This is a genomic window from Acinetobacter sp. YH01003, assembly GCF_013420525.1.
GTDB lineage: Bacteria > Pseudomonadota > Gammaproteobacteria > Pseudomonadales > Moraxellaceae > Acinetobacter > Acinetobacter towneri.
Genome location: NZ_VOXY01000022.1, coordinates 1 through 24,381, shown reverse-complemented (window position 1 = coordinate 24,381; position 24,381 = coordinate 1). Strand labels below are relative to the sequence as shown.

Here is a 24,381-nt window from a genome sequence, read left to right as displayed (position 1 = left end):
TGCGAGTCTTGCCACGCCGAGCACCTGGTCGCTTTCAGCTGTAAGCGTCGCGGTTTCTGCCCGAGCTGTGGGGCGCGGCGGATGGCCGAAAGTGCCGCCTTGCTGGTTGATGAAGTACTGCCTGAACAACCCATGCGTCAGTGGGTGTTGAGCTTCCCGTTTCAGCTGCGTTTCCTGTTTGCCAGCCGGCCCGAGATCATGGGGTGGGTGCTGGGCATCGTTTACCGCGTCATTGCCACGCACCTGGTCAAGAAAGCGGGCCATACCCACCAAGTGGCCAAGACGGGCGCGGTCACCCTGATCCAGCGTTTTGGATCGGCGCTCAATCTGAATGTTCACTTCCACATGCTGTTTCTCGACGGTGTGTATGTCGAGCAATCCCACGGCTCAGCGCGTTTCCGCTGGGTCAAGGCGCCGACCAGCCCAGAGCTCACCCAGCTGACGCACACCATCGCCCACCGGGTGGGTCGCTATCTGGAACGGCAAGGCCTGCTGGAACGGGATGTCGAAAACAGCTATCTGGCCTCGGATGCGGTGGATGACGACCCGATGACACCCCTGCTGGGGCACTCGATCACTTACCGTATCGCTGTCGGTTCACAGGCGGGGCGAAAGGTGTTCACTTTGCAAACTCTGCCGACCAGTGGTGATCCGTTCGGTGACGGGATTGGCAAGGTAGCCGGGTCCAGCCTGCACGCCGGCGTGGCGGCCAGGGCCGATGAACGCAAGAAGCTCGAACGGCTGTGCCGGTACATCAGCCGCCCGGCGGTATCCGAGAAGCGGCTGTCGTTAACACGAGGCGGCAACGTGCGCTACCAGCTCAAGACGCCGTACCGGGACGGCACCACGCACGTCATTTTCGAACCATTGGATTTCATTGCAAGGCTGGCCGCCCTGGTACCGAAGCCCAGAGTCAACCTAACCCGCTTCCACGGGGTGTTCGCACCCAACAGTCGGCACCGGGCGTTGGTCACGCCGGCAAAACGGGGCAGGGGCAACAAGGTCAGGGTGGCTGATGAACCGGCAACACCAGCACAACGGCGAGCGTCGATGACATGGGCGCAACGGCTCAAGCGTGTTTTCAATATCGACATCGAGACCTGCAGCGGCTGCGGCGGCGCCATGAAAGTCATCGCCTGCATTGAAGACCCTATAGTGATCAAGCAGATCCTTGATCACCTGAAGCACAAAGCCGAAACCAGCGGGACCAGGGCGTTACCCGAAAGCCGGGCGCCACCGGCTGAGCTGCTCCTGGGTCTGTTTGACTGACGAGCCTGAAGGCCAACGATACCAATCAAAATGCTGCGTTCACAGCGCCGCGGCAGGGATCCGCCGTGCTGGTTGTCGGAAAAGGAGCCGCTAGTGGGAAAGAGGAGGGTAAATTTTCAGCGTTGCTGGCTCCCCGTCAGCCGGATTGGGTTGCATCGCAGGGGTGTCGAAAGAGTCAACTGCGGTCCAAAGCTGTTGGACTTGGGTGAAAAGGGCGTTTATTCTTCCTATACGTTGTCGGCAGCGGGCCAAAAAGGAATACGTCCATGCCCATCGAGGTGAAACCGGCTGTGAGCGCGGGTTCAAGCATATAGCCCGACAGGCGCGTATCCTTGCCGATCACGACACGATGGCGGTGGTCACCGCGACGAAAGACACGGCCAGCCGCCATGCCGACGCGCAAGGCGGTTTCCGCCGTCATCGCGCCTTCGTTGGCTTTGCCACGAATACCGTCTGTGCCGAAATATTTGCGCACCATAAGGTCGATTATCCTGTCGTCGGGTCGCCCTCAAAGGGGACATGCCTGCTGAACCGCGAATATAGAGAAATATCCCGAATGTGCAGTTAACGAATTCTTGCGGTTTCTTTCAGCGCCGCCAATACCGCCAGCCCGTCGCGCAAGGGGCGCGGCTCGTGTGTGCGGATGAAGTCAGCTCCACCTGCGGCGGCGGCAAGCTCTGCAGCGAGTGTCGCGGCCCCGACATCCCCCGGACCACGGCCTGTGAGCGCGCGCAGAAAGGATTTGCGCGAAACAGACAGAAGCACCGGCAAATCGAAGCGCAGCCGCAATTCATCGAACCGCGCCAGCACCGAGAGCGAGGTTTCGGGAGCAGCCCCCAGAAAAAACCCCATGCCGGGATCAAGGACAAGGCGGTTGCGTTTGATACCGGCACCCGTCAGCGCCGCGATGCGCGCGTCAAAGAACGCCGCAATGTGATCCATGATGTCGCCAGCGGGTGCCTCGCGCCGATCTGCCTGCCCGTCTTGCACCGAATGCATAACGACGAGTTTGGCAGATGATTTCGCCAATTGCGGATAGAACGCAGCGTCTGGAAAACCGCGAATATCATTGAGATAGGCCACACCACGCGACAAGGCATAGGCTTGCGTCGCGGGTTGATAACTGTCGAGCGAGACGGGAATGCCATCTGCCTTGAGCGCGTCCAGCACCGGCGCGATACGCGCGATTTCTGTGTCGGACGAAACAGGCGCGGCGTCGGGATTGCTGGATGCCGGACCGAGGTCGATCACATCTGCCCCCTCGGCCATCAGCTTACGCGCCTGCGCAATGGCTGCGTCTGGCGCCAGATACCGGCCTCCATCGGAGAAACTGTCCGAGGTTATGTTGACGATGCCGAAAATGATGAGCGATTTATTCATGGGGGCTTCTATAATAATCTCTGTACACGACAAAAATAGATAACTCATTGAAATAATGTCACAATAATTGTTTTCTAACGACGAATACTATGACACATCTCAATGAGTTATATCTTATCTTAAACAAATCTCTAAAATGGAACAAGTCACATTTAAAGTGCTTTGCGCTCATCATGCTTGTGATTATTTTAAAGCAAACATGTAATCTTTCTTCTGCATCTAAAGCCTTGCCCATCAAGTGTTTACCACAATCATTTTATCGACGTATGCAGCGCTTCTTTGCAGGTCAGTATTTTGATTATCGTCAAATTTCTCAGTGTCATCACCAGAACGATGGTGATGACTACGGCGATCTGACCCCAAAGGATTCGGCCTCCGCGCAATGCAGGCTCCAGTCGGCAAAAGAGACGGAGCCGATCAGAGAGTAGGCAAAATCGGGACGGGCAACAGGAAAGAGGATGCCGGAGGGCTGCCGGATACTATCGGCGGCAAATAGGATGGATCGCCTGTGCCGTTATCGTGCCGGTCGAGTGCCATCCAGGAAACGATTGGGCGAATCGCCGTCACGCTTCATTTTGCCTGCGAGGTTGAGTAGATTTTTCAGTGCGGAGTTGCGATTGAACGGCGACCAGACGGCTGTAAAGGCAACCGGCTCCGGTTCATCGAGGAAGGGCAGGAAGACGATGCCGGTCGTCGGCAACAATGACGTTGCCTCGCCGACGATAGTGATGCCGAAGCCTTGTCCGACCATAGATAGCAGCGTGTCGCGCCCCACATCAAAGCGCCGGATCGACGGTGCGGGCCAACGCCCGGCAAGGCGCAGCACGATATGGTCATGGACCTGCGGGCCGGTGCCACCATAGCGAACAATGAAAGTCTCGCCGACCAGATCGGACCAAGTGATTGCGGACTGCCCGGCGAGGCGATGCCCATCCGATAGCACGGCCACCAGCGGTTCGGTCCAGATCGGTCGGGTATGGCAGTCGGGCATCTCGGGCTTGCCCGCGACGAACACCACGTCGAGCTGGTCAGCACGAAGCTGCATCACCGCATCGCGGGCTGTGCCTTCGGTGATCTCAACCTCAATGCCCGTATGTTCTTCCCGATAATGACGGATCAGCTCCGTGAGAAAGCTGCGTGGGATTAAGGCATGGATGCCGATGCGAAGCCGGCCGTATTCTCCTTGAGCTGTCATGCCTGCGGTCTTCACTGCGTGATCGAGTTGATCGACACCCGCCGTGACACGCTCCATGAAGTGCCTGCCTGCGTCTGTTAGCCGAACGCCCCGCGCATGGCGCTCAAATAGCAGGACACCAAGGTTATCCTCCAGCGCTTTCACACGCGCGCTGACGCTCGACTGGCTGATACCAAGTGCCTTGGCCGCATGCCGAAAATTCAGATGCTCGGCGACGGCGATGAACTGAACAAGGGAAATGAGCGGTATCCTGCCAGACAGGATACCGACATTCACGAGGTTTCGATGGTTAGTGCGCCGCATCGGAGCGGGCCTGCTACCAGTCGTCGGTTAGACGACTGGCGACTTCTCGGTGGCAGCCCCACGGAGCCGAAGGAGCACCAGCCCCAACGAAACCAGTACCGCCATCGCCGTGGCGTAACAGATCACGGGCCACGCTGTGTCACCGTTTAAAAGTGCCACCGCCAATGTCCCGACAATGCTGACTATCAGGCTTTGAACGCAGAAGTAGAACGCGACCGCTGATCCCGCGATGTCGTCGAACTCTGCCAAAGCGCCGTTCGCGGTAACGGACACCGTGAAGACAATACCGACCGCGACAACCCACATCGGTAGGATGAAGGTGAGGAATGACGGCGAGCCGTAAAGTTCGCCGATCCCCAACAGGACCGCTCCGCAAACAAGCAACGCCATCCCACGCGCCACGCATCCTGCGATGCCCCATCTGGCGACAAAGGACTTCGCGAAACGGGTTGTCACGATCATTACAAGCGCGACAGTGGCGAAGGCAAAGCTGAATCCGATCTCGGAATATTCCGCTTGGCCTATGAGCACACGGGGAGCCGTCGAGAAGAAGACGAAGTAGGTGCCCATACCGGCGCTAAAGCCGACAGTGTAAACCCAAAAAGCCGGACTCGCGAAGATCGGCAAGACAGATCGGCGCGTCTTGACTTGATCCAGAGGGCGGGTTTCGTGCCACCTGAAACCCGCATTTAGGAGTGCGAGCATCGCCAGTATAGCCAAAGTAATGAATATCGCCTGCCATCCCAAGAACTCGCCGATCAATACTCCGGCGATAGGGCCGAGCGCAGGCACGAACGCCAGCATCGAACTGAAAAGGCCGTAGATGACGACACCCTCAGGACGGTTGGCATAAACGTCGCGAACCGTCGCGAACGTCGCCACCAGCATGGCCGACGCGCCCACTGCTTGAAGTAGACGGAAAGCGACAAAGGCCGGTGCAGTTGAAGACCAAGCTGCTCCCAGAGACGCAATGACGAAAGCCGTTGCGCCCGCAAGTAGAATTGGCCGTCGCCCGATTCTGTCTGAGAGCGGACCAAAAATCACCTGGCCCACGCCGAGCATCACCATATAGAGGCTCAACGTGAGTTGGATCATAGCGGGCGTCGTGTTCAGGATGCCGGGCATCGCTGGAACGACAGGGAGATAAATATCCATCGCCAGTGAAGCGAGGATGTCGAAAGGAGCCATCAGCAGCAGTGCTGCCGGCAGCGTATAGGCCCACGCGGGGCGTGTGGTGGTCATGACGAATCAACCCTCGATTAAGGAATACCGGGCGACGTCTGCTCGTCAGCAATCAGATGAGACTAGCCTTACAGAGCGCCGCAACAACAATACTGGTTGTTGCGGCTTACTTGTCTGCTGACTTGGAATTTCCCATCTGATTACTCCACGCTTACGAATATGAATTGCTACATTTTATCCGATTATCTTTTGCTTTGCAATGCGGCATGGGCGCACTCAGCGTTCCAGCCCCCTCTGCCGCCCTAAATGCTTGCTCCAATGCATCGAGCACCATATCTGTATTCATCCGTGTCGATACTTTCCATCCAACAATTGCTCGTGAGAACACATCAATAATAAATGCAGTATAAACCCAGCCTGAATTTGTTTGAATATACGTAAAGTCACTCACCCACAGTTGGTCAGGATGATCAGCAGTAAAATTACGTTTTACCAAGTCATCCGCTCGTTTTTGATCATCTCGGCTACGGGTGGTTTGTTTGTTCTTACCACGCCAAACACCTTTTATACCTAGCTTTTGCATTAATCGAGCAACAGTACAGCGCGCAATAATATAGCCTTCACGTTTCAGTTTTTGCCAGACTTTACGTACACCATACCGACCTGAACTTTCCTTCCAAATTCGTTTAATCTCCTCAGCATGATGCAAGTCATGTAAATCTCGCTTTGCTCGATGTTCTGGATTTTCACAGAGATCTAGAGTCCGGTAATAGGTTGAAGGTGCGATCGGTAAAATTCTACAAATCGCCTCGACTCCGTACAGCTCTTTATTATTATGGATAAAATCCACCATTATTTGTGTGGGCGGTCGAGCTCCGCCTGGGCGAAAAAAGCGGCTGCTTTACGTAGAATTTCATTGGCGCGTTGCAGTTCTTTATTTTCGCGTTCGAGTTGTTTGATACGTTCTTGGTCTGAAAGCTGCTGTACTTTAACTGGATTTTGTTTATCTAAATATTTTTGATACCAAACACGTAGTGTTTCAGGAGTACAACCCTTGCGCAGTATACTGCTCAGGGAGCAATAGCGGTGATCGCAGCCCAATTCGATGGATAATCTTTCTCGGATTCAATCAATAATTGAACCGCTCTTTCTCTGATTTCAGGGGTATATTTTACTTTTTTCATCGGGACATTCTCTCAGAAAGCTTGGTCTCCGACAAACCCGGTACGGTTCAAAAATCTTCCATTGATTTATTTATATCTGTTAAACCAGTCGCATTATGAAATGTAATATAAGTAGAAATTTCAGTATAAATGGTCATGATCTTTTCTAAATTTGAATATCTAAGCGTCTTCATTAATCAACCTTATTGATTATTAGTTTCTTCTTTTAAAGCTCTTTGTACTGTTGCTATCCCTACTTTAAACTTTTCTGCAACACCTCTAAATGTTGAATTTTCTTCAGCCATTGCTTTTCGTATTTCAACATAGTCAACCTTCCGCTTTCTTCCCTTATATAAGCCCTTCGCTTTGGCTTTTGCAATTCCTTCCTTTTGACGCTCACGGATCATGGAGCGTTCAAACTCTGCAAATGCAGCAAGCATCTGAAACATGAGTTTATTTATTGCCGATTGTGCTACATCATGACTGAAGGTCAAATTCTCTTTATGAAAAATAATGGTTATACCACGATCATTCAGACTATTCACAATTTCGTTCAGATCATTTGTATTACGTGCCAGACGATCAATACTATGAACATGCACCGTATCACCTTCACGCAGATAGTCGAGCATTGCATTTAACTGAGGACGTTCACGGCTACCACCGCTTGCCTTTTCAGTAAAGGTCTTATCCAGGCTGATTCCATCTAATTGACGTTCAGTATTTTGTTCAGTTGAACTGACTCGAATATATCCGACCTGATTAGGCATTCTGTACCGTTAGAGTTTAGATAATTAAATACATATTGTACCGAAATTAAATATTAAGTCTATAAATACGGTTTTTGAGTTGCTTTTTAAGACTTTATTTTGTTCCGTTAGGCTATACTCTATAGTTACATAATTCGTGATTTAAAGAGACCTAGAAAAAGAGAAATGGTATTTATTTGAGCTAATCAAAGTTGAGAAACTTTAGAATTCTTGCGTTAGTCAAATTTTAAGCAGCCAAAAGCTATATTTTATGAGGTTTTAGCCAATTCAAAAATTAGATAAACTATACTTTCGCAAGAGGTCTTTTGATTAAATAATAAGCGTGGAACGTGAAAAATCATAAAAAAAGCCCACCTTGGGGAAGATGGGCTATCAACTAGAAACTACAGCATTGATTTCTATAGAGAATTATAACGCTGTTATTCCTAAGTAGTAATGTCCTACCTTAAAACCAAATAGAAATGTCCTATACAGACATTTCCAAGTCAAGCACAGGATTCAGATTTCGTTCTTTGATTACTGTCTTCTGTGCACGTCTGCTTGGCATAGATTGAGAACGATTACGTTTGTTTTGCTGTTCCAATTCTTCATGCTGTTGTTGAATATGATTGAGAACTGCACCTAAACGTTTATTCTCAACAATCTCTCGCTGGTTAAGCTGACTTAATTTATCGAAGATGCTGTAATTGATTTTTCTTCCCTGATATTCAATCGCGACTGTACCATCCGGGTATTCCAGGAACTCAAGATACTTACTAATCAATCTTTGGTTTTCTTCCGTGTTTTCCAGGAGATATACGCATTTATCATAAGTAATCGTCAGGCTATTCGTGACTCTGCGGGGTTCACGCCAGGTAAAAATATCATCTAATTCTTCGGCTGTTTCAGTGACAGTCCGGTGTAGATCCTTGGGATTAAAGGCCATCTTGGCAAACTTCTGATTGAATTGCTCAATGAAGCAGGGTAGCCAGGCATTCGCTTGTTCAATCGAACAGATGCCTTCCAGGCGCATTTCTTTGATCAGACGGTCCTGAAGCGTTCTATTGGCTCGTTCTACACGGCCTTTGGCCTGTGGTGAATTAGCGAAGATAATATCGATATTCAGGGTGCTGAGTACGCGCCCAAATTGCGTAATCTTGGTGTCTTTCTTGCTGCTTTGATTCACCCTGAAGACTGAATGTTTATCGCTGTAGAAGGCTAAAGGCTTACCATGCTGCTCAACATACAAACGTGTTGAAATCATATAGTCAAAGGCTGATTCTGACTCACAGAAGCGTAAGTGCTGCAATTTTCCTGTGGCGTCATCGATAAACACCAATAGACAGCATTTAGGGGCTCTTCCTTCAAACCAGTCATGATGTGAGCCATCAATTTGGATCAGTTCACCATAACAGTCCCGGTTATAACGAGGCTGATATGGGCGTTTCAGGCGTTTGGAGCGAGGAATCCATAAATCGGCTGCAATCATCCAGGAACGCAGGGTTTCCACTGAAATATCGAATCCATGAATGGTAGTCAGCTTTTCATGCGCTAAAGTGGGTCCGAAACCATGGAATTGCTCAGCAACCATATTGAGGCACTTGAGCCTGAGTTCTTCAGGAAGCCTGGAATTGCTGGTTTGACCACGACCGGCATGGGCTAATGCAGCTGGGCCTTGAGCTTTGTATTTTTGCAGTAAACGCCTGATCTGACGTTCTGAAATATGAAGTAGCTGAGCAGCCTGGGATTGAGTTATGCGTTGATCGCAGATTTCCTGCACGACCGACAATCGTTTAAGTTCTTTATCCGACATAGACACCAACATATCAAACCGTCCGCTTCGATAATCGCAAAAGCGCATATTCTAAAAGCGGACATTTTTACTTTGGAGAAACCGGACATTTCTATTTTGGAGTTACAAACGCATTTCGTATAAGGTGTATTATGTTAATTTTAGATTTTTTAAAAAATTAGGGCATCCATGAATCCTTTAGAATTCTACTGTTTAATATTGAAAAATATGGATAAAAACCTGGCTAAGAAACTAGGTAAAATTGAGAAAAAATATACTAATGTTCCATTTAAAAATGATGAAATAGCTAAAGTTAAAATTAAATCCGAATTTGCTTCAGAAATGGGGTTTTTCGTACTTAATTCAGCAACTTCTTTAGCTGTAGATGAAGAAAACTATAATTTTGCATACTGCTTAAAAATCTTAGAACTATATCCAATTAAGAATAACGATTTTTTTTATTGGAATGAGCATATAAAGCTATTTTCAGAATTAGAAAAAAATAATTTTTTATATGAAGATGTCTGCAAACTACATGATTTTCTGGTAAATAACTTTAGCTTTAACGGTGATTTAAAGAATATTATTAGTCATGAGATGCTTAGAAATTCTGGCGTCAATATACTGCTAATTTTAATTCACTTAGATCATTTAATTTCTAAGAAGTGGGGATTCCAATCAATCTCACTAAACCAAGCATTAAAGTTTAAGTTTAAAAATAAACGACCATACTTCCCATCAAAAACTTTTACAGATTTTCTTTTATTTATCTTAAAGATAAATGCAAAGTTTGAAGCAACAAAAGGACATAAAGTCGAGATTCTGAAGACTATTCCTCCAACTAATGGTTTTGAGCAATGGTTAGATCCTTCTCTCGAAGATGAACAAATTAAAGAATTTATACAACTAATTAAAAAAGTTAGAGAAAACAGAAGACTATGCTACTTGAATGAAGTCTATGAGTTCCTAGGTCTACCTTATGGTGAGTTTAAAAATGATGAAATTTATGAACAAGTCTCAGAAGAGAATTATTTATTCCTGAAAAATGAACTTCCAGAAGATAAGTGGTTTGAAAGTATTAATGCCATAGCTGGCCTATGGTTAATATATTTTTGGCAAGACTTTTATTATAAACATTTTCAAAAAACAGCCAGCGTTTCTACGTTAGCTACATCAGAAGATTTTATCGTGATATGGGAAGCCTTCCTGAAGAAATATCCTTCAGAAGGCCAATATCTTTGGCCTTCTGAATTGATATTACAAGATAAATAAATTTTTATTTACGAGGTGGATTATTGTCTCGGCCACCACCTGATGGATTTCCAGTAGTACTAGGCCAACCTGCTGTGCTCATAGTTTTCATCCTTATTTAGATTTCGTAGGTTTATGATTAGGATTCAATTGTCGGCTACGGTTGTCCTGATTCTGCGCATGTTGAATATTATTAGGATTTTTTACTGTAGCACGTTGATCATTCGCTGTTTGTGTCATTGCTTTCTCCTTAAAATGTTTGAACATCTGACAAGGAAAGTATGGCTTCAAAAAAATATGCATCTTGCCTGAAAAACAGTAAAAAAGTTTAAATTTTAACCAAAAAAATTATGTATTTAACATAATGGTGTTATACGAAATTAATGGATGTTCGTATAAATTACTTGCATATTGTATTCGATCGAATACAATATAGTGAGAAGATAAGGAATCCTCATGATTGAAATTAAACGTCTTCCAGAATTTGATGAATGGTTGGATGGCATTAAAGACAATATGACCCGTATCCGCCTGAATCGTCGATTAGATAAGGTTCAACGTGGAAACTGGGGAGACATTAAACCTCTCCAAGATGGCGTTTGGGAAATGAGAGAATTCTTCGGTTCTGGATGGAGGATGTATTACATCCAACATGGTGACGTTGTGATTGTAATGCTTGGTGGTGGAGATAAATCAACTCAACAACAAGACATCGATCGGGCAGTCAAACTATCGAAAACATTGGAGGATTAAAATGGTTAAAGTCGCTGATTTACCAAGTTTTGATATGGCTGAGTCGCTCAAAACTGAAGAAGACATTGTGATGTATCTCAATATGGTTCTTGAAGAAAATGATCCAGCTGAATTAGCCCATGCACTTGGTGTTATTGCTAAAGCTCGTGGCATGACTCAAATCGCTAAAGAAGCAGGGATTGGGCGTGAAGCACTCTACAAAGCCCTACGTCAGGATTCAGCACCACGTTTTGATACGATTAATCGTGTAGTAAATGCTTTAGGCTTAAAACTCACAGTACAACACGCTTAAAACTTTAAAAATATAGTAAAAATGGGAGCTAAAGGCTCCCATTTTTAGATTCGTATAAGGTGTATTATGTTAATTTTAGAAATTCTATATAAATATAGAATTTTTAAAACTTAAATTCTGGCATGTGTCCCATACTTATCAATCATGATCGAACTGGCTTCATTTAGACCACGTACTGTGACATTCGCACCATTCTTTTGAAATTTATTTACAACAGAATCAAGCATGGCGACTGATGTTACATCCCAAATGTGAGAATGGGTCAAATCAATAATCACCTCCTTTACATCCTCTTTAAAGTCAAAACCTTGCATGAATTTTTCAGAAGAACTAAAGAAGATCTGACCTCTCAACTCATATAAACGGGCCATTCCTTCAAAAGATGCTGTCACCTGGATATCATTTTCAAGTTTATTCGCCAGGAACAAGGCTGAAAGTAATACGCCTGTTAACACACCCAAAGCCAGGTTATGCGTAGCAACAACTACAATCACCGTCGCAATCATGACGATATTACTACTCTTAGGATTATCTTTTAACTGAGTGACAGAACTCCATTCAAAGGTACTGATAGAGACCATTATCATTACCGCTACCAATGCAGCCATTGGAATCACTTTGAGCCAGTCGCTGATAAATACAACCAGAATAAGAAGAAAAATGCCCGCAGAGAATGTTGATAAGCGTGTAAGGCCACCTGATTTTACGTTAATCATAGATTGACCAATCATTGCACAACCGGCCATGCCACCCATAAAGCCAGAAGCAATATTCGCAATCCCTTGTCCCTTACATTCCTGATATTTATCACTTGGCGTATCAGTCATTTCATCCACGATAGTTGCTGTCATCATCGATTCAAGTAAACCTACAGCCGCCAGTGCGACTGAATAAGGCAAAATAATCATCAATGTTTCAATATTCAAAGGAATATCTGGAATCAAGAACATTGGAAGTGTGTCAGGTAAAGACCCCATATCGCCCACGGTCCGTACATCAATTCCTAAAGCGATTGCCAATAATGTGATTGCAATGATGCAGACTAGTGGAGAAGGGAGTAATTTTCCTAATTTGGGAACCAGAGGGAATAGATAAATAATTGCTAAACCTAAAGCAACAAAAGCATATACATGCCAGGTCACATTAATCAGTTCAGGCAATTGAGCCATGAAAATTAAGATCGCTAACGCATTTACGAATCCAATAACCACAGATTTAGATACAAACCGCATTAACTTGGCGAGCTTTAAATAGCCTGCCAATATTTGAATCACGCCTGTCAAAATTGTTGCTGCCAGCAGATATTCAAGCCCATGCTCTTTGACCAATGTGACCATAAGCAGCGCCATTGCACCAGTGGCTGCTGAAATCATGGCAGGACGACCACCTACGAAAGAAATCACGACGGCAATACAGAAGGATGCGTATAGACCAACTTTAGGATCTACACCTGCAATAATTGAAAATGCGATGGCTTCAGGGATGAGTGCAAGACCGACGACTAATCCGGCAAGTACATCCCCACGGATGTTAGAGAACCACTGTTCTCGGACATTAGATAACATAAACATAGCCTGTTTTTTAATTTTTCAGATAGGCTAGTGATGTGATATATACAACACACAAACGACTACACCACATCACTAGACAGTGATGAGTTATTTACAGATTTAAGACGATAAATAAACTTAAGGTGGCGTAAGTGTCATAAGATGAAAGAACGTTTTAGAGTAAAAAAATCAGGACAAGGGTAACAGCTAGGTACTTTTTTATAAAGCCTGGATGTTATATCCAAGCTTTGTTTAATCGGTATTTTATGAAGCTTTTGGCTCCCCAAGTAATTGACCTATTTCCAAACGTGTATAGCCACGTTCTTTAAAAATCAAAACAATAGCCTGTTTATAATCTTCAGAAGTAGAAGTCTTATACTTAGTTATCAGTTGATTTTCAGAATTCAGCTCAAGATCATTTTTGATGGTCAATACTTCGCTAGAGATCTTGTTAAAGATATTTAGGTTAAACATACAGGCACTCGTCATCCGTATTATAGCGGCCCGACTATAACGAATACCTGTCTTAGCTACGCTAGACACCCTTGGCCGCAAGGATTACAAATTAAGAAAAATTCCGCAAGTTTTTGTCTATTGAAAGAATAAATAATCTCCCAACTGCTATCTATTTAACATAATGGTGGTTATACGAAATTCTGTTGTAGCCCCATACATTCAAGTTTATTTCTTGCATGAATGTATCCTATAGGATACATTACTCTTATGTACTCAATATATACCACTGAAGTCTTTGATGACTGGTTTACTAAGTTAAAAGACCTGCAGGCAAAAAGACGTATACAAGTCCGAATTGATCGGGTTGAAGATGGAAACTTTGGAGATACTGAACCAGTAGGTGAAGGTGTTTCTGAATTACGTTTCTTCTTTGGACCTGGCTACAGGATCTATTACTGTAAGCAAGGGCAAAGGGTCGTTATTCTTTTAGCAGGCGGAGACAAGTCTACGCAAAGTAAAGATATAAAACTTGCCCTACAATTAGCACAAGATTTAGAGGAGGAGCTGTAAATGGCTATCAAACTTCGCAAATGGGACAGTGCTGAACATCTTAAAACAGAAGAAGATATGCAAGCTTACCTACAAGCCTGTATCGATGAATCTAATGGTGATGCGGCATTCATTGCAAAAGCTTTAGGTAATATTGCTAAAGCTAAAGGAATGGCTCAATTATCAAGAGACACTGGTTTAGGTCGAGAAAGTCTTTATAAAGCACTTTCTGGCGATGTAAATCCAAGCTTTGATACTGTTATTAAAGTCGTAAAAGCACTGAATTTACGCTTAGCAATTTAAAAAAAACTAGTAAAAAAGGGAGCTTTAAGCTCCATTTTTCATTTCAACTTCGTATAACGTGTATTATGTTAATTTTAGGAAAAGTGAAAAATAATCTACAATAGAATCTACGAAAAATTGGCCATCAATTATGCCTGATTTCTCCAGTGGAAATAATTGGATTGTGAGATCCCCCACTCAAAATCATAAATTAGAAAGAATTGAAGCATTTCTTTCCAATTATGCTTATAAACCTCACCGACATGATACTTATGCTATTGGCAGGACTCTTTCCGGAGTTCAAAACTTTCATTACAAAGGTACATTGCAACATAGCTTGCCAGGCATGACTATGGTTCTACACCCGGATGAAAAGCATGATGGTGAATCAGGAACATTAGATGGCTATCGCTATAGAATGATTTACATCGAACCAGCGATGATCCAAACCATTTTAAAGGGTAAACCTTTGCCTTTTATCAGACATGGCTTAAGTAATGATATTCGCCTGTTTAGGGCAATGGATAGCTTTCTAAATAATATAAATAATTATATGGATACCCTAGAAGAGGAAGATGCTCTATTTGATTTGGCAACTACACTGTGTGAAATTTCAGATACTTCATCTAACCAAAACAAAAAATTTGACTACAAGGCAGCAGAGAGAGCGCGTGAGTGTATTTTGGCGTATCCACATGAAAACTTAAGTTTGTCAGATTTAGAGAAACATGCTGATCGTGACCGCTGGAGCCTTTCTCGTGATTTCCGATTATTATTTGGAACTAGCCCACACCGTTATATGATCATGCGTCGCTTAGAAACAGTTAAGTTCTACCTTGCTCAAGGGGAGTCTATTGTTAATGCTGCTTTAAATGCAGGCTTTTTTGATCAGAGTCATATGACCAGACATTTTATAAAAACATTTGGTTTAACTCCCACTCAATGGAAAATGATAAATATTAAAAGATAGCCGTTCGATTTGAACGGCTAATTTGTCCTACAGCAGATTTATTCCATTAAGAAAATCTTTGAACATAAAAAGCCCTGATAAAATCAAGAGTATACCCATCAGCTTATTTAGCCGATTAAACCAGATAGGATTAGCAATTTTGTTGCCTAATACTTTTCCAACCAGAGCATAGGTGAATGGTGCGCCAACAGCACCAAGTGAAATCAGTAAAGAAACTATCAAGATCATGATTCCTGTGATTTTGGCTGCAGGGTACATAATTGTCGTAACAGGTAGAATGACGAGAATGGCTTTTGGATTTAATAACTGAATAAATAAGCCATTTAAGAATGTTAGATGGCTTTCTTGCTGTTGAGTTGTTTCTACATTCGCCCTAATCATTTTTATAGCCAAGTAGAATGTATAAATTGCACCCGCTAAAGCAATATAATGAATCAATCCATGTGGAATAACAGCTTCACCTATATAGCCAAACAATACGAATAAGATCAACATGGCGAAACCAATGCCTAGGTAAAATCCTATAGTCTTTTTTAATTGACCTGTAAGGCCAGAATTTAGCCCCATAAAATTTACAGGGCCTGGGCTATACATAACGCTTAATGTATAAAGAAATATTTCCACAGAGTTCACTCAATTAGATAGCAATAAACATCAAAGAGAGAACGGTATCGAGTTATAGGCCTTAAAGATTGTACGTTTGTGCTGAACTAATTAAAAATTTCTATTTAACTTATGTTCACCTAAAGTTCACTTCATAAGTGTATAAAGAAACTATGTATTGTATTTTCAATTGCTTATATAAATATTAGTCTTGGTTTAGAATTTTAAAGTTCATGAACTATGAGAAAAAACTAAGATACGATCAAAATTGTAGAACAACAAAATTATTTATACTAATTTACAAGCCACGCTGTTTAAGCGTGTCATTAAAAAATAAATCTTTTAATCTCTCCACACAATCTCCACACAATCTCCACACAACATCAGCAATTCATAAACACTGCTATTTCAAAATAGTAGTATCTAAAACCCCCCCTCTGAAAAAGCATGTCAACACATTATCATTTAATAGGTTCAATACTTATTACAACTGTACTTTTAATCGGCTGTACACAAGCCAAAGATGCTGAACAGTCCCCAACAGAAATGCCACCAGCGGTTGTCAGTACCATCACGGTATTACCGCATTCCATGAATTTAATTGAAAATCTTCCAGGCCGTGTTGTCGCTTACCGTATTGCTGAAATTCGCCCGCAAGTAGGTGGAATTGTTGATAAAGTACTTTTTAAGCAAGGCTCTTATGTGCAAGCAGGTCAACCGCTTTTTAAATTGAATTCTGAAATATTTCAGGCAGATGTAAAAAGCAATCAAGCCACTTTAAACCGTGCACAAGCTGAGGTGACACGTTTGCAGGTGCTGTTAAAACGCTACACTGAATTAGTAAAAGTAAATGCGGTTAGTCAGCAGGAATACAACAATACCGAAGCAGATTATCAAAAAGCAAAAGCCGATGTGGCGCAAATGCAAGCCATGTTAAGCAGACAACAACTTAATCTTAAATATGCGACTGTTACAGCCCCTATCTCGGGAACGATTGGTGAAATCTTAGTGACTGAGGGTGCATTAGTTGGTCAAGGTGATACTAATGCAATGGCCGTAATACAACAGATTAATAAAGTCTATGTTGATGTAAAGCAATCAATTAGTGATTATGAAAAACTACAGGAAGCTTTACAGCAAGGTGACGTGTCAAATACCAAACATACGGTTGAAATCCTAAATAGTCAGGGTAAACCTTATAACGTTACAGGTGAAATCCTATTTTCGGATACTAAAGTTGATCCTGATACGGGTGATGTCACAATCCGTATTTTAGCCAATAATGAAAATCAAAAACTTTTGCCAGGCATGTATGTTCGAGTCAATATGAGCCGAGCTCAAGTTGAAAATGCGCTCCTAGTTCCAGAACAAGCGATTCAACATGATATTAGTGGTAAAGCCAATGTTACGATTGTTAATCAAAAAGGTTTAGCGCAAAGCAAGCCTGTTCAGCTTGGTCAACGTTATCAAAATAACTATGTGATCAAACAAGGGTTACAAGCAGGTGAGAAAGTCATTGTTGAAGGGGCTGATCGTATACAGCCTGAGCAAAAATTAAAAATTAAGCAGTGGCAACCTACAAATATTAAGGAAAATGGAGGACAGCAATAATGTCCCAATTTTTCATTAGGCGTCCTATTTTTGCATGGGTGATTGCTTTATTTATTATTCTGTTGGGTGTACTAAGCATCCCCAAGTTACCTATTGCACGATTCCCAAGTGTTGCGCCACCACAGATTAGTATTACGGCAATCTATCCAGGTGCTACGCCAAAAACATTGAATGATAGTGTTGTGACCTTGATTGAGCGGGAAATGTCAGGTGTCAAAAACTTACTTTATTACAGTTCAAGTTCAGATAGTTCTGGAACAGCAACAATCACCGCAACATTTAAACCAGGTACAGATGTAGAACTTGCACAAATTGATGTGCAAAACAAAATTAAAGCCATTGAGTCACGCTTACCTCAAACAGTGCGACAACAAGGGCTGATGGTCGATGCTGCGTCGTCTGGTTTTTTAATGATGGTGGGCTTAAGTTCACCGAATGGCAAATATAGTGAAATTGATGTCAGTGACTATATGACTCGCTATGTGATTGAAGAATTAAAGCGGGTTGACGGTGTTGGTAAAGTCCAAAATTTTGGTGCTGAAAAAGCCATGCGGATTTGGGTCGATCCAGATCGTTTGGTTTCTTATGGATTGAGTATTCAAGATGTGAATACAGCCATCCAAAACCAAAACTTGCCGATATCACCAGGTCGTATTGGTGATGTTCCTGCTTTGACGGGGCAACAAATTACTATTCCTTTAACTGCTCAAGGTCAATTAGAAACTGTAGAGCAATTCAAGAAAATTAGTTTACGTGCTCAACAAAATGGCGCCAATGTTCGACTGTCGGATGTCGCTCGTGTCGAAATCGGGGCACAGATGTATAACTTTGCGATTTTAGAAAATGGCAAAGCCTCTACAGCTGTGGCGATACAAATGAGTCCTGGTGCCAACGCTGTCAAGACTGCAGAAGGTGTTAAAGCGAAAATTGAACAGTTAGGTTCAGCACTGCCTGATGGTATGAAATTCTCTATACCTTACGACACTGCACCTTTTGTAAAAATCTCGATTGAAAAAGTAATCATGACATTGCTTGAAGCTATGGCATTAGTTTTTATTGTCATGTTTATCTTTTTACACAATGTTCGATACACCTTAATTCCGGCGATTGTTGCACCGATTGCATTGCTTGGCACATTCTCAGTCATGCTGCTTGCTGGTTTTTCGATTAATGTGCTGACCATGTTCGGTATGGTGCTTGCGATCGGGATTATTGTCGATGATGCGATTGTGGTCATTGAGAATGTTGAACGCATTATGGCGACAGAAGGCTTATCTCCAGTTGAAGCCACATCTAAAGCCATGAAGGAAATTACCAATCCGATTATTGGCATCACCTTAGTGTTAGCCGCTGTATTCTTGCCGATGGCATTGGCGTCAGGCTCAGTGGGGATTATCTATCGTCAGTTCACCATTACCATGTCGGTTTCAATTTTATTCTCAGCTTTCCTTGCACTGACATTAACCCCTGCGTTATGTGCAACGATGTTAAAACCGATTGATCAAGACCATCAGAAAAAGGGTGTTTTTGCATCGTTTGATCGCAGTTTTGAGAAGCTGAACAATCGCTATGAACGCAGTTTATTTAAAGTAATTAAACATAAAACCCTCGCAATGTTATGTTTCTTAGGCATTGTCATTGTGCTGATTTTTAGTTTTAAACACGTTCCGACTGCGTTTATGCCAGAAGAAGATCAGGGGTGGTTTATGACTTCGATTCAACTTCCTGCGGATGCAACTCAAGAACGTACCCGTAAAGTCGTTGCTGAGTTTCAAAATTATTTAGACCAAGAAACGGGGATTAAAGACAATATGGCGGTCTTAGGTTTTGGTTTTAGTGGATCTGGTCAGAATACAGCGATGTATTTTACCAATCTATTGCCATTCGAAGAGCGTACTATTACGGCACAAGAAGTCGTGAATAATGCCAATATAGCGATGGCTGAAAGTTCAGAAGGTCAAACCATGTCTGTGTTACCACCAGCAATTGATGAATTGGGTAACTCATCTGGTTTTTCACTGAGATTATTAGATCGTGGCAATATTGGCATGCCTGCTTTAAGAGAAGCACAAGATCAGCTTTTAGCATTAGCAGCACAAAGTAAAATCGTGGCGGAGGTCTATCCTGAAGGTTTGCCAGATGGCAGTTCTGTACAGCTTAAAATTGATAGAGATAAATTGCAGGCATTAGGTGTTAATTTCAGTGATGTGACCGATATTATTTCAACCTCAATGGGTTCGATGTATATCAATGATTTTCCAAATCATGACCGTATGCAGCAAGTCATTGTGCAACTTGATGCCAAATCACGCATGAGTATTGAAGATATTCTTCAGATTAAGGTGAACAGTCAAAGCGGTAAATTGGTTTCAATGTCTGAAATAATTACTCCAATTTGGCAACATTCCCCACAACAATACAATCGTTACAACGGTCGTCCATCATTGAGTATTTCTGGCAGTCCAGCAGCAGGTATATCTTCAGGACAAGCCATGACTGAGATGGAAAATTTGATTGAACAACTTCCGAAAGGTGTGGGTTATGAGTGGACTGGGATTTCTCTAGAAGAAAAACAGTCGGAATCACAAACCTTGTTTTTATTACTGTTGTCGATGTTAGTCGTTTTCCTTGTCTTGGCAGCGCTTTATGAAAGCTGGTCAATTCCATTCTCTGTGATGCTAGTTGTCCCTCTAGGGTTGATTGGCGCCTTTTTAGCAGTAATGTTACGTGGTATGCCAAATGATATTTTCTTTAAGGTCGGCATGATCACGATTATTGGTCTATCTGCAAAGAATGCTATTTTGATTGTTGAGTTTGCAAAAGCACTAAGAGAAGAAGGAATGGGTTTAGTGGAGGCAACCGTTGCAGCCGCTAAATTGCGCTTACGTCCAATCCTAATGACATCTTTGGCATTTACCTGTGGCGTTATTCCTTTAGTCATTGCCAGTGGCGCTAGTTCTGAAACTCAAAAAGCGATTGGTACAGGCGTCTTTGGCGGCATGATCAGCGCAACAATTCTAGCTGTTATTTTTGTACCGATTTTCTTTATTGTCGTCATGAGCATGGTTGAGAAATTCTCGAAACGTAAAGCGGCACATTAAGCATCAAAACTGAGAATAAAAGCTGTGGGTTAACGAGTTTAGCCCACAACAAATCTTTCATTTACATCTTTATTTCAGAATTGATTTAATAAACCATCAATATAGGTTTAATCATGAAAGCTACCAATCTTGATCCGAAACGCTGGTGGATATTGCTCGCTGTCGTGCTTGCATTTCTGCCGATTGTGATTGATATGACTGTACTGCATGTTGCGGTTCCCTCATTAACCCAATCGCTGAGTGCCACAAGTAACCAAGTCTTATGGATTATTGATATTTATCCATTACTTATGGCTGGACTTTTAGTTCCGATGGGAACTTTGGCTGATCGTGTCGGCAATCGTAAGATTCTGCTGATTGGCTTGGTTATATTTGGAATTGCCTCAGTCCTTGCGGCATTTTCCCAAACGGCTTCTATGCTGATTGCCGCACGTGCTTTATTAGCATTAGGCGGTGCCATGATTATGCCCTGTGTATTGGGTATTATTCGCAGAACCTTCGAAGACAGTCGCGAACGTGCCATTGCGCTGGGTATTTGGGGCACAATCGGATCAGCCGGTGCCGCCATTGGACCGCTCATTGGTGGGGGATTGTTAGAATATTTCTGGTGGGGTTCAGTTTTCCTGATTAACGTCCCAATCATGCTGGTTGTCGCACCAATGTGCTATTTCTTATTGTCCCGAAAAGAAGCTATAACCCCTGGACATTGGGCATTTGGTCAAGCGCTATTGCTGATTGTCGGTTTGATTTCGTTTGTATATGCACTAAAAGCAGGCTTAGGCGGTAAACAGTCGTTGTTGATTGTCTTGCCTTTGGTCGTTTTATCTATCGGCTTATTAACCATATTTGTACGCAAACAGCTGAATTCTCCTCAGCCGATGCTAGATCTTTCGCTATTTTCACGTCCTGCTATTTTAGCCGGCATTATTATGGCAATGGTTGCTGCAGGCGCTTTGGCAGGGGTTGAGTTAACTTTGGCAATGGAGCTGCAATATGTCATTCGTTTAACACCGCTGCAAGCCGGTCTTTTTATGGTTCCGATTATGGTTGCGGCCGCTATTGGCGGGCCTATTGCTGGTTTTTTATCCAATAAATTTGGACTCCGTCTGGTTGCGACCATGTCATTAATATTGGCAGCAATTGCGTTGGTCAGTTTGAGTTATTCAGATTTTCATCATCCGGGAATCATCGTTCCCTTTATTTTAGCTTCGATTGGATTAACACTGAGTATTGGTTTAACAGCTTCATCCATTGCGATCATGGGCTCAGTACCTGCAGAAAAGGGCGGTGCGGCAGGTTCACTTGAAAGTACAGGTTATGAACTGGGTACAGGACTAGGTATTACTTTATTTGGTGTTTTCATGGCCTATATATTTGGCAGTCATCTTCAAGTGCCGTCAGATTTAACTGCTGTTTTAGCAGAAAAAGCCAGACTTTCGATTGGTGATACCTATTTAGTGGCGAGCCAGTTACCCGTTGAACAAGGTACAGCATTGATTAACGCAGGTAAAATTGCCTTCAGTTCAGCTCATGTTAATTTATTATTAACAGCAGGGATTATCATCGGGATACTCTCCATTGTGGTATTTTTTATGCTAGCTAAATATCGAGATGAGAATTCATTGTGATGAAATTTATTTGAGGATCATCAAACAGAATGGTTAAGTTCAGACATCAATTTATCTTAAATTTATGGTTTAAATTAAGCCGTATTAATCTGAACTTAACACATTATAAATGAGTTGATGTCTTACGATTTAGTTGAATAGTAAAACAGCTGCCACCTAAGTTTTTGGATTTAGAATAATAAATATGACCTTGGTGTGCTTCAATAATTGCATCAATCACTGCCAAGCCTAATCCAGTACCGCCATCTAGACATGATCTAGAGTCTTCCAGTCGATAGAAGGGTTTGAACAGGTGTTTAAGATGCGATTCATCAATACCAGGACCTTCATCTTCAAACGTCAATACCCAATGTTCTGCTGTGGTTACAGATGTAATATTTATTTTTCCAGCATTCGAATATCTTAGAAAGTTAGAGAACAATGCAATAAAGACCTGTTCCATCCTTCTTATATCAACGCAAACCAATTTATCCGTCAAATTTAAAACAATAGTTAAACCTTTAACATGAAACCGTTCATTAAACATCTGCAGACATTTTTCAATACTATTTTTTAAATTGGTCTTTTCTAGTTCTAATCGTAATTGTTTATTTTCAATAAGTGTCAGTGTCCGTAAATCTTCCACAAGGTAAGATAAGCCTTCGACTTGGTTCAATAAGCTTAGGTGTAAAGCTTTATCGGCAATAAATATACCATCGACAATACCTTGCAAGCGACCTTGTAATATTGTCACAGGTGTTCGTAATTCATGTGCAATTGCAGCATTCCAAACAGTTGAATTCTTAACTGATACTTCAAGTTGGTTTGCCATTTCATTGAAGTTCTCAATAAGAGACTTGATTTCATGTGGAATATCATGATGTGGCTGTTTAATTCTGAGTGCTAAATTGCCTTGTTGAATTTGTTGAATAACATCTGCTAAATCACTAATTGGCTGTGTATAGCGTTTTCCATATTTAAAGGCGAGGATAGTAGAAAGAAAAAAGCCTGTTAATAGCACTAAAAACAGCCAGATAAAGTCAACGGAGGTAACTGAAAATTCATTTGAATTAATAACTTGTGTATTTAGAAAACCTATTTTTATCGCCCAGCTATAAACAAAATAGCCAATCATGAAAGATAACAGCGTAATGCCTAAATTGAATAGGCTCATCATGATAATAAACTGGAAGTTAATTCCAACAGAATTTTTAAAAAAGTTAAATTTCATGATTTTGATCTAAGCGATACCCCACGCCACGGACATTGATTAATAAGCCATTTACATCATTTTCTTCAAGTTTTTTGCGTAATTTGCTGATATGGCTATCTACAGTGCGATCTAAAGCATCACTTTCAGGCATACAGTTTTGGATCAATTCATTACGTGTAAAGACTTTATTCGGTGTTTTTGCCATCAAAAACAGTATCTTATACTCAGTTAACGTAAGGTTGAGCAACTGATTTCTTTGACCATTTGAAATGTAAACTTGATGATGATCTGGATTAATTTCAATATTTCTATAACGAATAATATTAGTTATTTCCATATTTTGGCTTGTACTTCGTCTAAGTACGGCTTGTATTCGTACAATCACTTCGTTTGGGTTAAATGGCTTAATAATAAAGTCATCAGCACCCATTTTTAGCCCCATGATCTTATTCACTTGATCATCTAAGGCAGTCAGCATAATGACAGGTAAATGACTTGTTTGACGGATGATTTGTAGAATTTCCCAGCCATTTAGTTTGGGTAATTTAATATCAAGGAGAATCAGGTCGATAGAGTTGGCTTTTAGGCACTCTAAAGCTTGTTGTCCATCCAATGCACGGATGACCTGCATGTTTTCATTTTTTATGTATTTTTCAAGAATGTCACCAATATCATAATCATCTTCTACAACGAGAATGACGCTGTTTTCGAAGCTGTGCTGTAGATTTGGATACATATATTTTATCTTAGATGAAGTAGCTATGCATTTTAACATTTAATTGTGTAATGGAGATGATTAGACGAGCAGTCATTTATATTTGTAATTGAGGGGTGACATATAATAAAATTCGTTGCATATCAGTATTAATGAACAAAATGTCAATTATCATTCATTTAACATAATGGCTGTTATACGAAACAGAGATGTAACTCCAAAATAAAAATGTCCGGTTTCTCCGAGGTAAAATATGACTTTTGAACAAAAATAAGCCATTGTTTATTCTTTTTATTTCCAACAAAATTCCAGAACTCATCTACTTCGAGAGATTCATAATGACTTTGCTGAGGCTGAATTTCATAGGTTGATTCAGTTAAAGTACGTAAAACTTT

22 protein-coding genes, 4 pseudogenes and 1 other annotated feature are annotated in these 24,381 nt (G+C 42.5%); of the genes and pseudogenes, 11 read left to right on the top strand and 15 right to left on the bottom strand.

Annotated features, from left to right (window positions below; genetic code table 11):
- On the top strand, positions 1-1,269 hold a 1,269-nt coding region (locus FTT70_RS12605; RefSeq protein WP_179989166.1), incomplete at its 5' end, for an IS91-like element ISVsa3 family transposase.
- 175 nt (positions 1,270-1,444) lie between these two features.
- On the opposite strand, the gene FTT70_RS12595 is transcribed toward FTT70_RS12605, so the two are convergent.
- Positions 1,445-1,747 (bottom strand): phosphoglucosamine mutase, encoded by a 303-nt coding sequence (locus tag FTT70_RS12595; protein WP_000251875.1) that lies wholly within the window; start codon positions 1,745-1,747, stop codon positions 1,445-1,447.
- 86 nt (positions 1,748-1,833) lie between these two features.
- Positions 1,834-2,649 carry a sulfonamide-resistant dihydropteroate synthase Sul2 gene (gene sul2, locus FTT70_RS12590; RefSeq protein WP_001043260.1) on the bottom strand — a complete coding sequence of 272 codons (816 nt, stop codon included), beginning with the start codon at positions 2,647-2,649 and terminating at the stop codon, positions 1,834-1,836.
- Positions 2,650-2,738: 89 nt separating this feature from the next.
- On the opposite strand from sul2, the pseudogene FTT70_RS12585 reads away from it, so the two are divergent.
- A pseudogene (locus FTT70_RS12585) lies at positions 2,739-2,966 on the top strand (IS4 family transposase); the annotation flags it as partial.
- A gap of 197 nt (positions 2,967-3,163) precedes the next feature.
- On the opposite strand, the gene FTT70_RS12580 reads toward FTT70_RS12585, so the two are convergent.
- The 6 genes and pseudogenes from FTT70_RS12580 to FTT70_RS12560 all read right to left on the bottom strand — a co-directional run bounded on the left by FTT70_RS12580 (position 3,164) and on the right by FTT70_RS12560 (position 9,054).
- Entirely contained in the window at positions 3,164-3,844 is a 681-nt protein-coding gene (locus FTT70_RS12580) for a LysR family substrate-binding domain-containing protein (protein ID WP_109354582.1), read from the bottom strand.
- A gap of 3 nt (positions 3,845-3,847) precedes the next feature.
- Positions 3,848-4,147: pseudogene (locus FTT70_RS13745) on the bottom strand (LysR family transcriptional regulator); the annotation flags it as partial.
- Positions 4,148-4,174: 27 nt separating this feature from the next.
- On the bottom strand, positions 4,175-5,389 hold the full coding sequence (gene floR / locus FTT70_RS12575; protein WP_000214122.1) for a chloramphenicol/florfenicol efflux MFS transporter FloR: 1,215 nt from the start codon (positions 5,387-5,389) through the stop codon (positions 4,175-4,177).
- Positions 5,390-5,540: 151 nt separating this feature from the next.
- Positions 5,541-6,513 (bottom strand): annotated as a pseudogene (locus FTT70_RS12570) (IS3 family transposase).
- Positions 6,108-6,224 (bottom strand) — a sequence feature (AL1L pseudoknot). (Overlaps the previous pseudogene by 117 nt.)
- A gap of 182 nt (positions 6,514-6,695) precedes the next feature.
- Complete coding sequence (locus FTT70_RS12565; RefSeq protein ID WP_006581699.1) at positions 6,696-7,262, bottom strand: recombinase family protein; 567 nt, start codon at positions 7,260-7,262, stop codon at positions 6,696-6,698.
- A gap of 466 nt (positions 7,263-7,728) precedes the next feature.
- Complete coding sequence (locus tag FTT70_RS12560; protein WP_179989167.1) at positions 7,729-9,054, bottom strand: ISNCY family transposase; 1,326 nt, start codon at positions 9,052-9,054, stop codon at positions 7,729-7,731.
- Between the two features lie 168 nt (positions 9,055-9,222).
- Here FTT70_RS12560 and FTT70_RS12555 point away from each other — a divergent pair, with 168 nt between their 5' ends.
- Complete coding sequence (locus FTT70_RS12555; RefSeq protein ID WP_004969299.1) at positions 9,223-10,305, top strand: hypothetical protein; 1,083 nt, start codon at positions 9,223-9,225, stop codon at positions 10,303-10,305.
- 93 nt (positions 10,306-10,398) lie between these two features.
- Here the strand turns inward: FTT70_RS12555 and FTT70_RS13675 are convergent, their stop codons facing one another.
- Positions 10,399-10,524: a hypothetical protein gene (locus FTT70_RS13675; RefSeq protein WP_004969301.1), complete on the bottom strand. Its 126-nt coding sequence runs from the start codon at positions 10,522-10,524 to the stop codon at positions 10,399-10,401.
- Between the two features lie 216 nt (positions 10,525-10,740).
- Here FTT70_RS13675 and FTT70_RS12550 point away from each other — a divergent pair, with 216 nt between their 5' ends.
- The gene (locus tag FTT70_RS12550) at positions 10,741-11,037 is read left to right on the top strand and encodes a type II toxin-antitoxin system RelE/ParE family toxin (RefSeq protein WP_004647749.1); all 297 of its coding nucleotides are present in this window, start codon (positions 10,741-10,743) and stop codon (positions 11,035-11,037) included.
- A gap of 1 nt (position 11,038) precedes the next feature.
- The gene (locus tag FTT70_RS12545; RefSeq protein WP_004969304.1) at positions 11,039-11,329 is read left to right on the top strand and encodes an addiction module antidote protein; all 291 of its coding nucleotides are present in this window, start codon (positions 11,039-11,041) and stop codon (positions 11,327-11,329) included.
- A 110-nt stretch (positions 11,330-11,439) separates the two neighbouring features.
- Here FTT70_RS12545 and FTT70_RS12540 read toward each other — a convergent pair whose 3' ends face one another.
- Together FTT70_RS12540 and FTT70_RS12535 are read right to left on the bottom strand one after the other, a co-directional pair.
- Positions 11,440-12,894 carry a SulP family inorganic anion transporter gene (locus tag FTT70_RS12540; RefSeq protein WP_026438532.1) on the bottom strand — a complete coding sequence of 485 codons (1,455 nt, stop codon included), beginning with the start codon at positions 12,892-12,894 and terminating at the stop codon, positions 11,440-11,442.
- A gap of 249 nt (positions 12,895-13,143) precedes the next feature.
- Positions 13,144-13,353, bottom strand: a complete 210-nt coding sequence (locus FTT70_RS12535; protein ID WP_004976362.1) for a hypothetical protein — start codon at positions 13,351-13,353, stop codon at positions 13,144-13,146.
- Positions 13,354-13,602: 249 nt separating this feature from the next.
- Between FTT70_RS12535 and FTT70_RS12530 the strand changes: the two genes are divergently transcribed.
- From FTT70_RS12530 to FTT70_RS12520, 3 genes are all read left to right on the top strand, one after another.
- The gene (locus tag FTT70_RS12530; protein WP_154320144.1) at positions 13,603-13,905 is read left to right on the top strand and encodes a type II toxin-antitoxin system RelE/ParE family toxin; all 303 of its coding nucleotides are present in this window, start codon (positions 13,603-13,605) and stop codon (positions 13,903-13,905) included.
- Positions 13,906-14,187 (top strand): addiction module antidote protein, encoded by a 282-nt coding sequence (locus FTT70_RS12525; RefSeq protein ID WP_000985610.1) that lies wholly within the window; start codon positions 13,906-13,908, stop codon positions 14,185-14,187.
- 130 nt (positions 14,188-14,317) lie between these two features.
- Entirely contained in the window at positions 14,318-15,136 is an 819-nt protein-coding gene (locus tag FTT70_RS12520; protein WP_032073151.1) for an AraC family transcriptional regulator, read from the top strand.
- Positions 15,137-15,163: 27 nt separating this feature from the next.
- On the opposite strand, the gene FTT70_RS12515 is transcribed toward FTT70_RS12520, so the two are convergent.
- Entirely contained in the window at positions 15,164-15,760 is a 597-nt protein-coding gene (locus FTT70_RS12515; RefSeq protein ID WP_074163998.1) for a LysE family translocator, read from the bottom strand.
- Between the two features lie 426 nt (positions 15,761-16,186).
- Between FTT70_RS12515 and FTT70_RS12510 the strand changes: the two genes are divergently transcribed.
- From FTT70_RS12510 to FTT70_RS12500, 3 genes are all read left to right on the top strand, one after another.
- On the top strand, positions 16,187-17,350 hold the full coding sequence (locus FTT70_RS12510; protein ID WP_032073150.1) for an efflux RND transporter periplasmic adaptor subunit: 1,164 nt from the start codon (positions 16,187-16,189) through the stop codon (positions 17,348-17,350).
- Complete coding sequence (locus tag FTT70_RS12505; RefSeq protein WP_270915313.1) at positions 17,347-20,451, top strand: multidrug efflux RND transporter permease subunit; 3,105 nt, start codon at positions 17,347-17,349, stop codon at positions 20,449-20,451. Before FTT70_RS12510 ends, FTT70_RS12505 begins: the two co-directional genes overlap by 4 nt.
- A gap of 113 nt (positions 20,452-20,564) precedes the next feature.
- Positions 20,565-22,079: an MFS transporter gene (locus FTT70_RS12500; protein ID WP_032073148.1), complete on the top strand. Its 1,515-nt coding sequence runs from the start codon at positions 20,565-20,567 to the stop codon at positions 22,077-22,079.
- Between the two features lie 103 nt (positions 22,080-22,182).
- Here FTT70_RS12500 and adeS read toward each other — a convergent pair whose 3' ends face one another.
- The 3 genes and pseudogenes from adeS to FTT70_RS12485 form a co-directional block, all read right to left on the bottom strand.
- Positions 22,183-23,289 carry a two-component sensor histidine kinase AdeS gene (adeS, locus tag FTT70_RS12495; protein WP_032073131.1) on the bottom strand — a complete coding sequence of 369 codons (1,107 nt, stop codon included), beginning with the start codon at positions 23,287-23,289 and terminating at the stop codon, positions 22,183-22,185.
- Positions 23,279-24,007, bottom strand: a complete 729-nt coding sequence (adeR, locus tag FTT70_RS12490; RefSeq protein WP_180168685.1) for an efflux system response regulator transcription factor AdeR — start codon at positions 24,005-24,007, stop codon at positions 23,279-23,281. Before adeR ends, adeS begins: the two co-directional genes overlap by 11 nt.
- Positions 24,008-24,252: 245 nt before the next feature.
- Positions 24,253-24,381: pseudogene (locus FTT70_RS12485) on the bottom strand (IS1 family transposase); the annotation flags it as partial.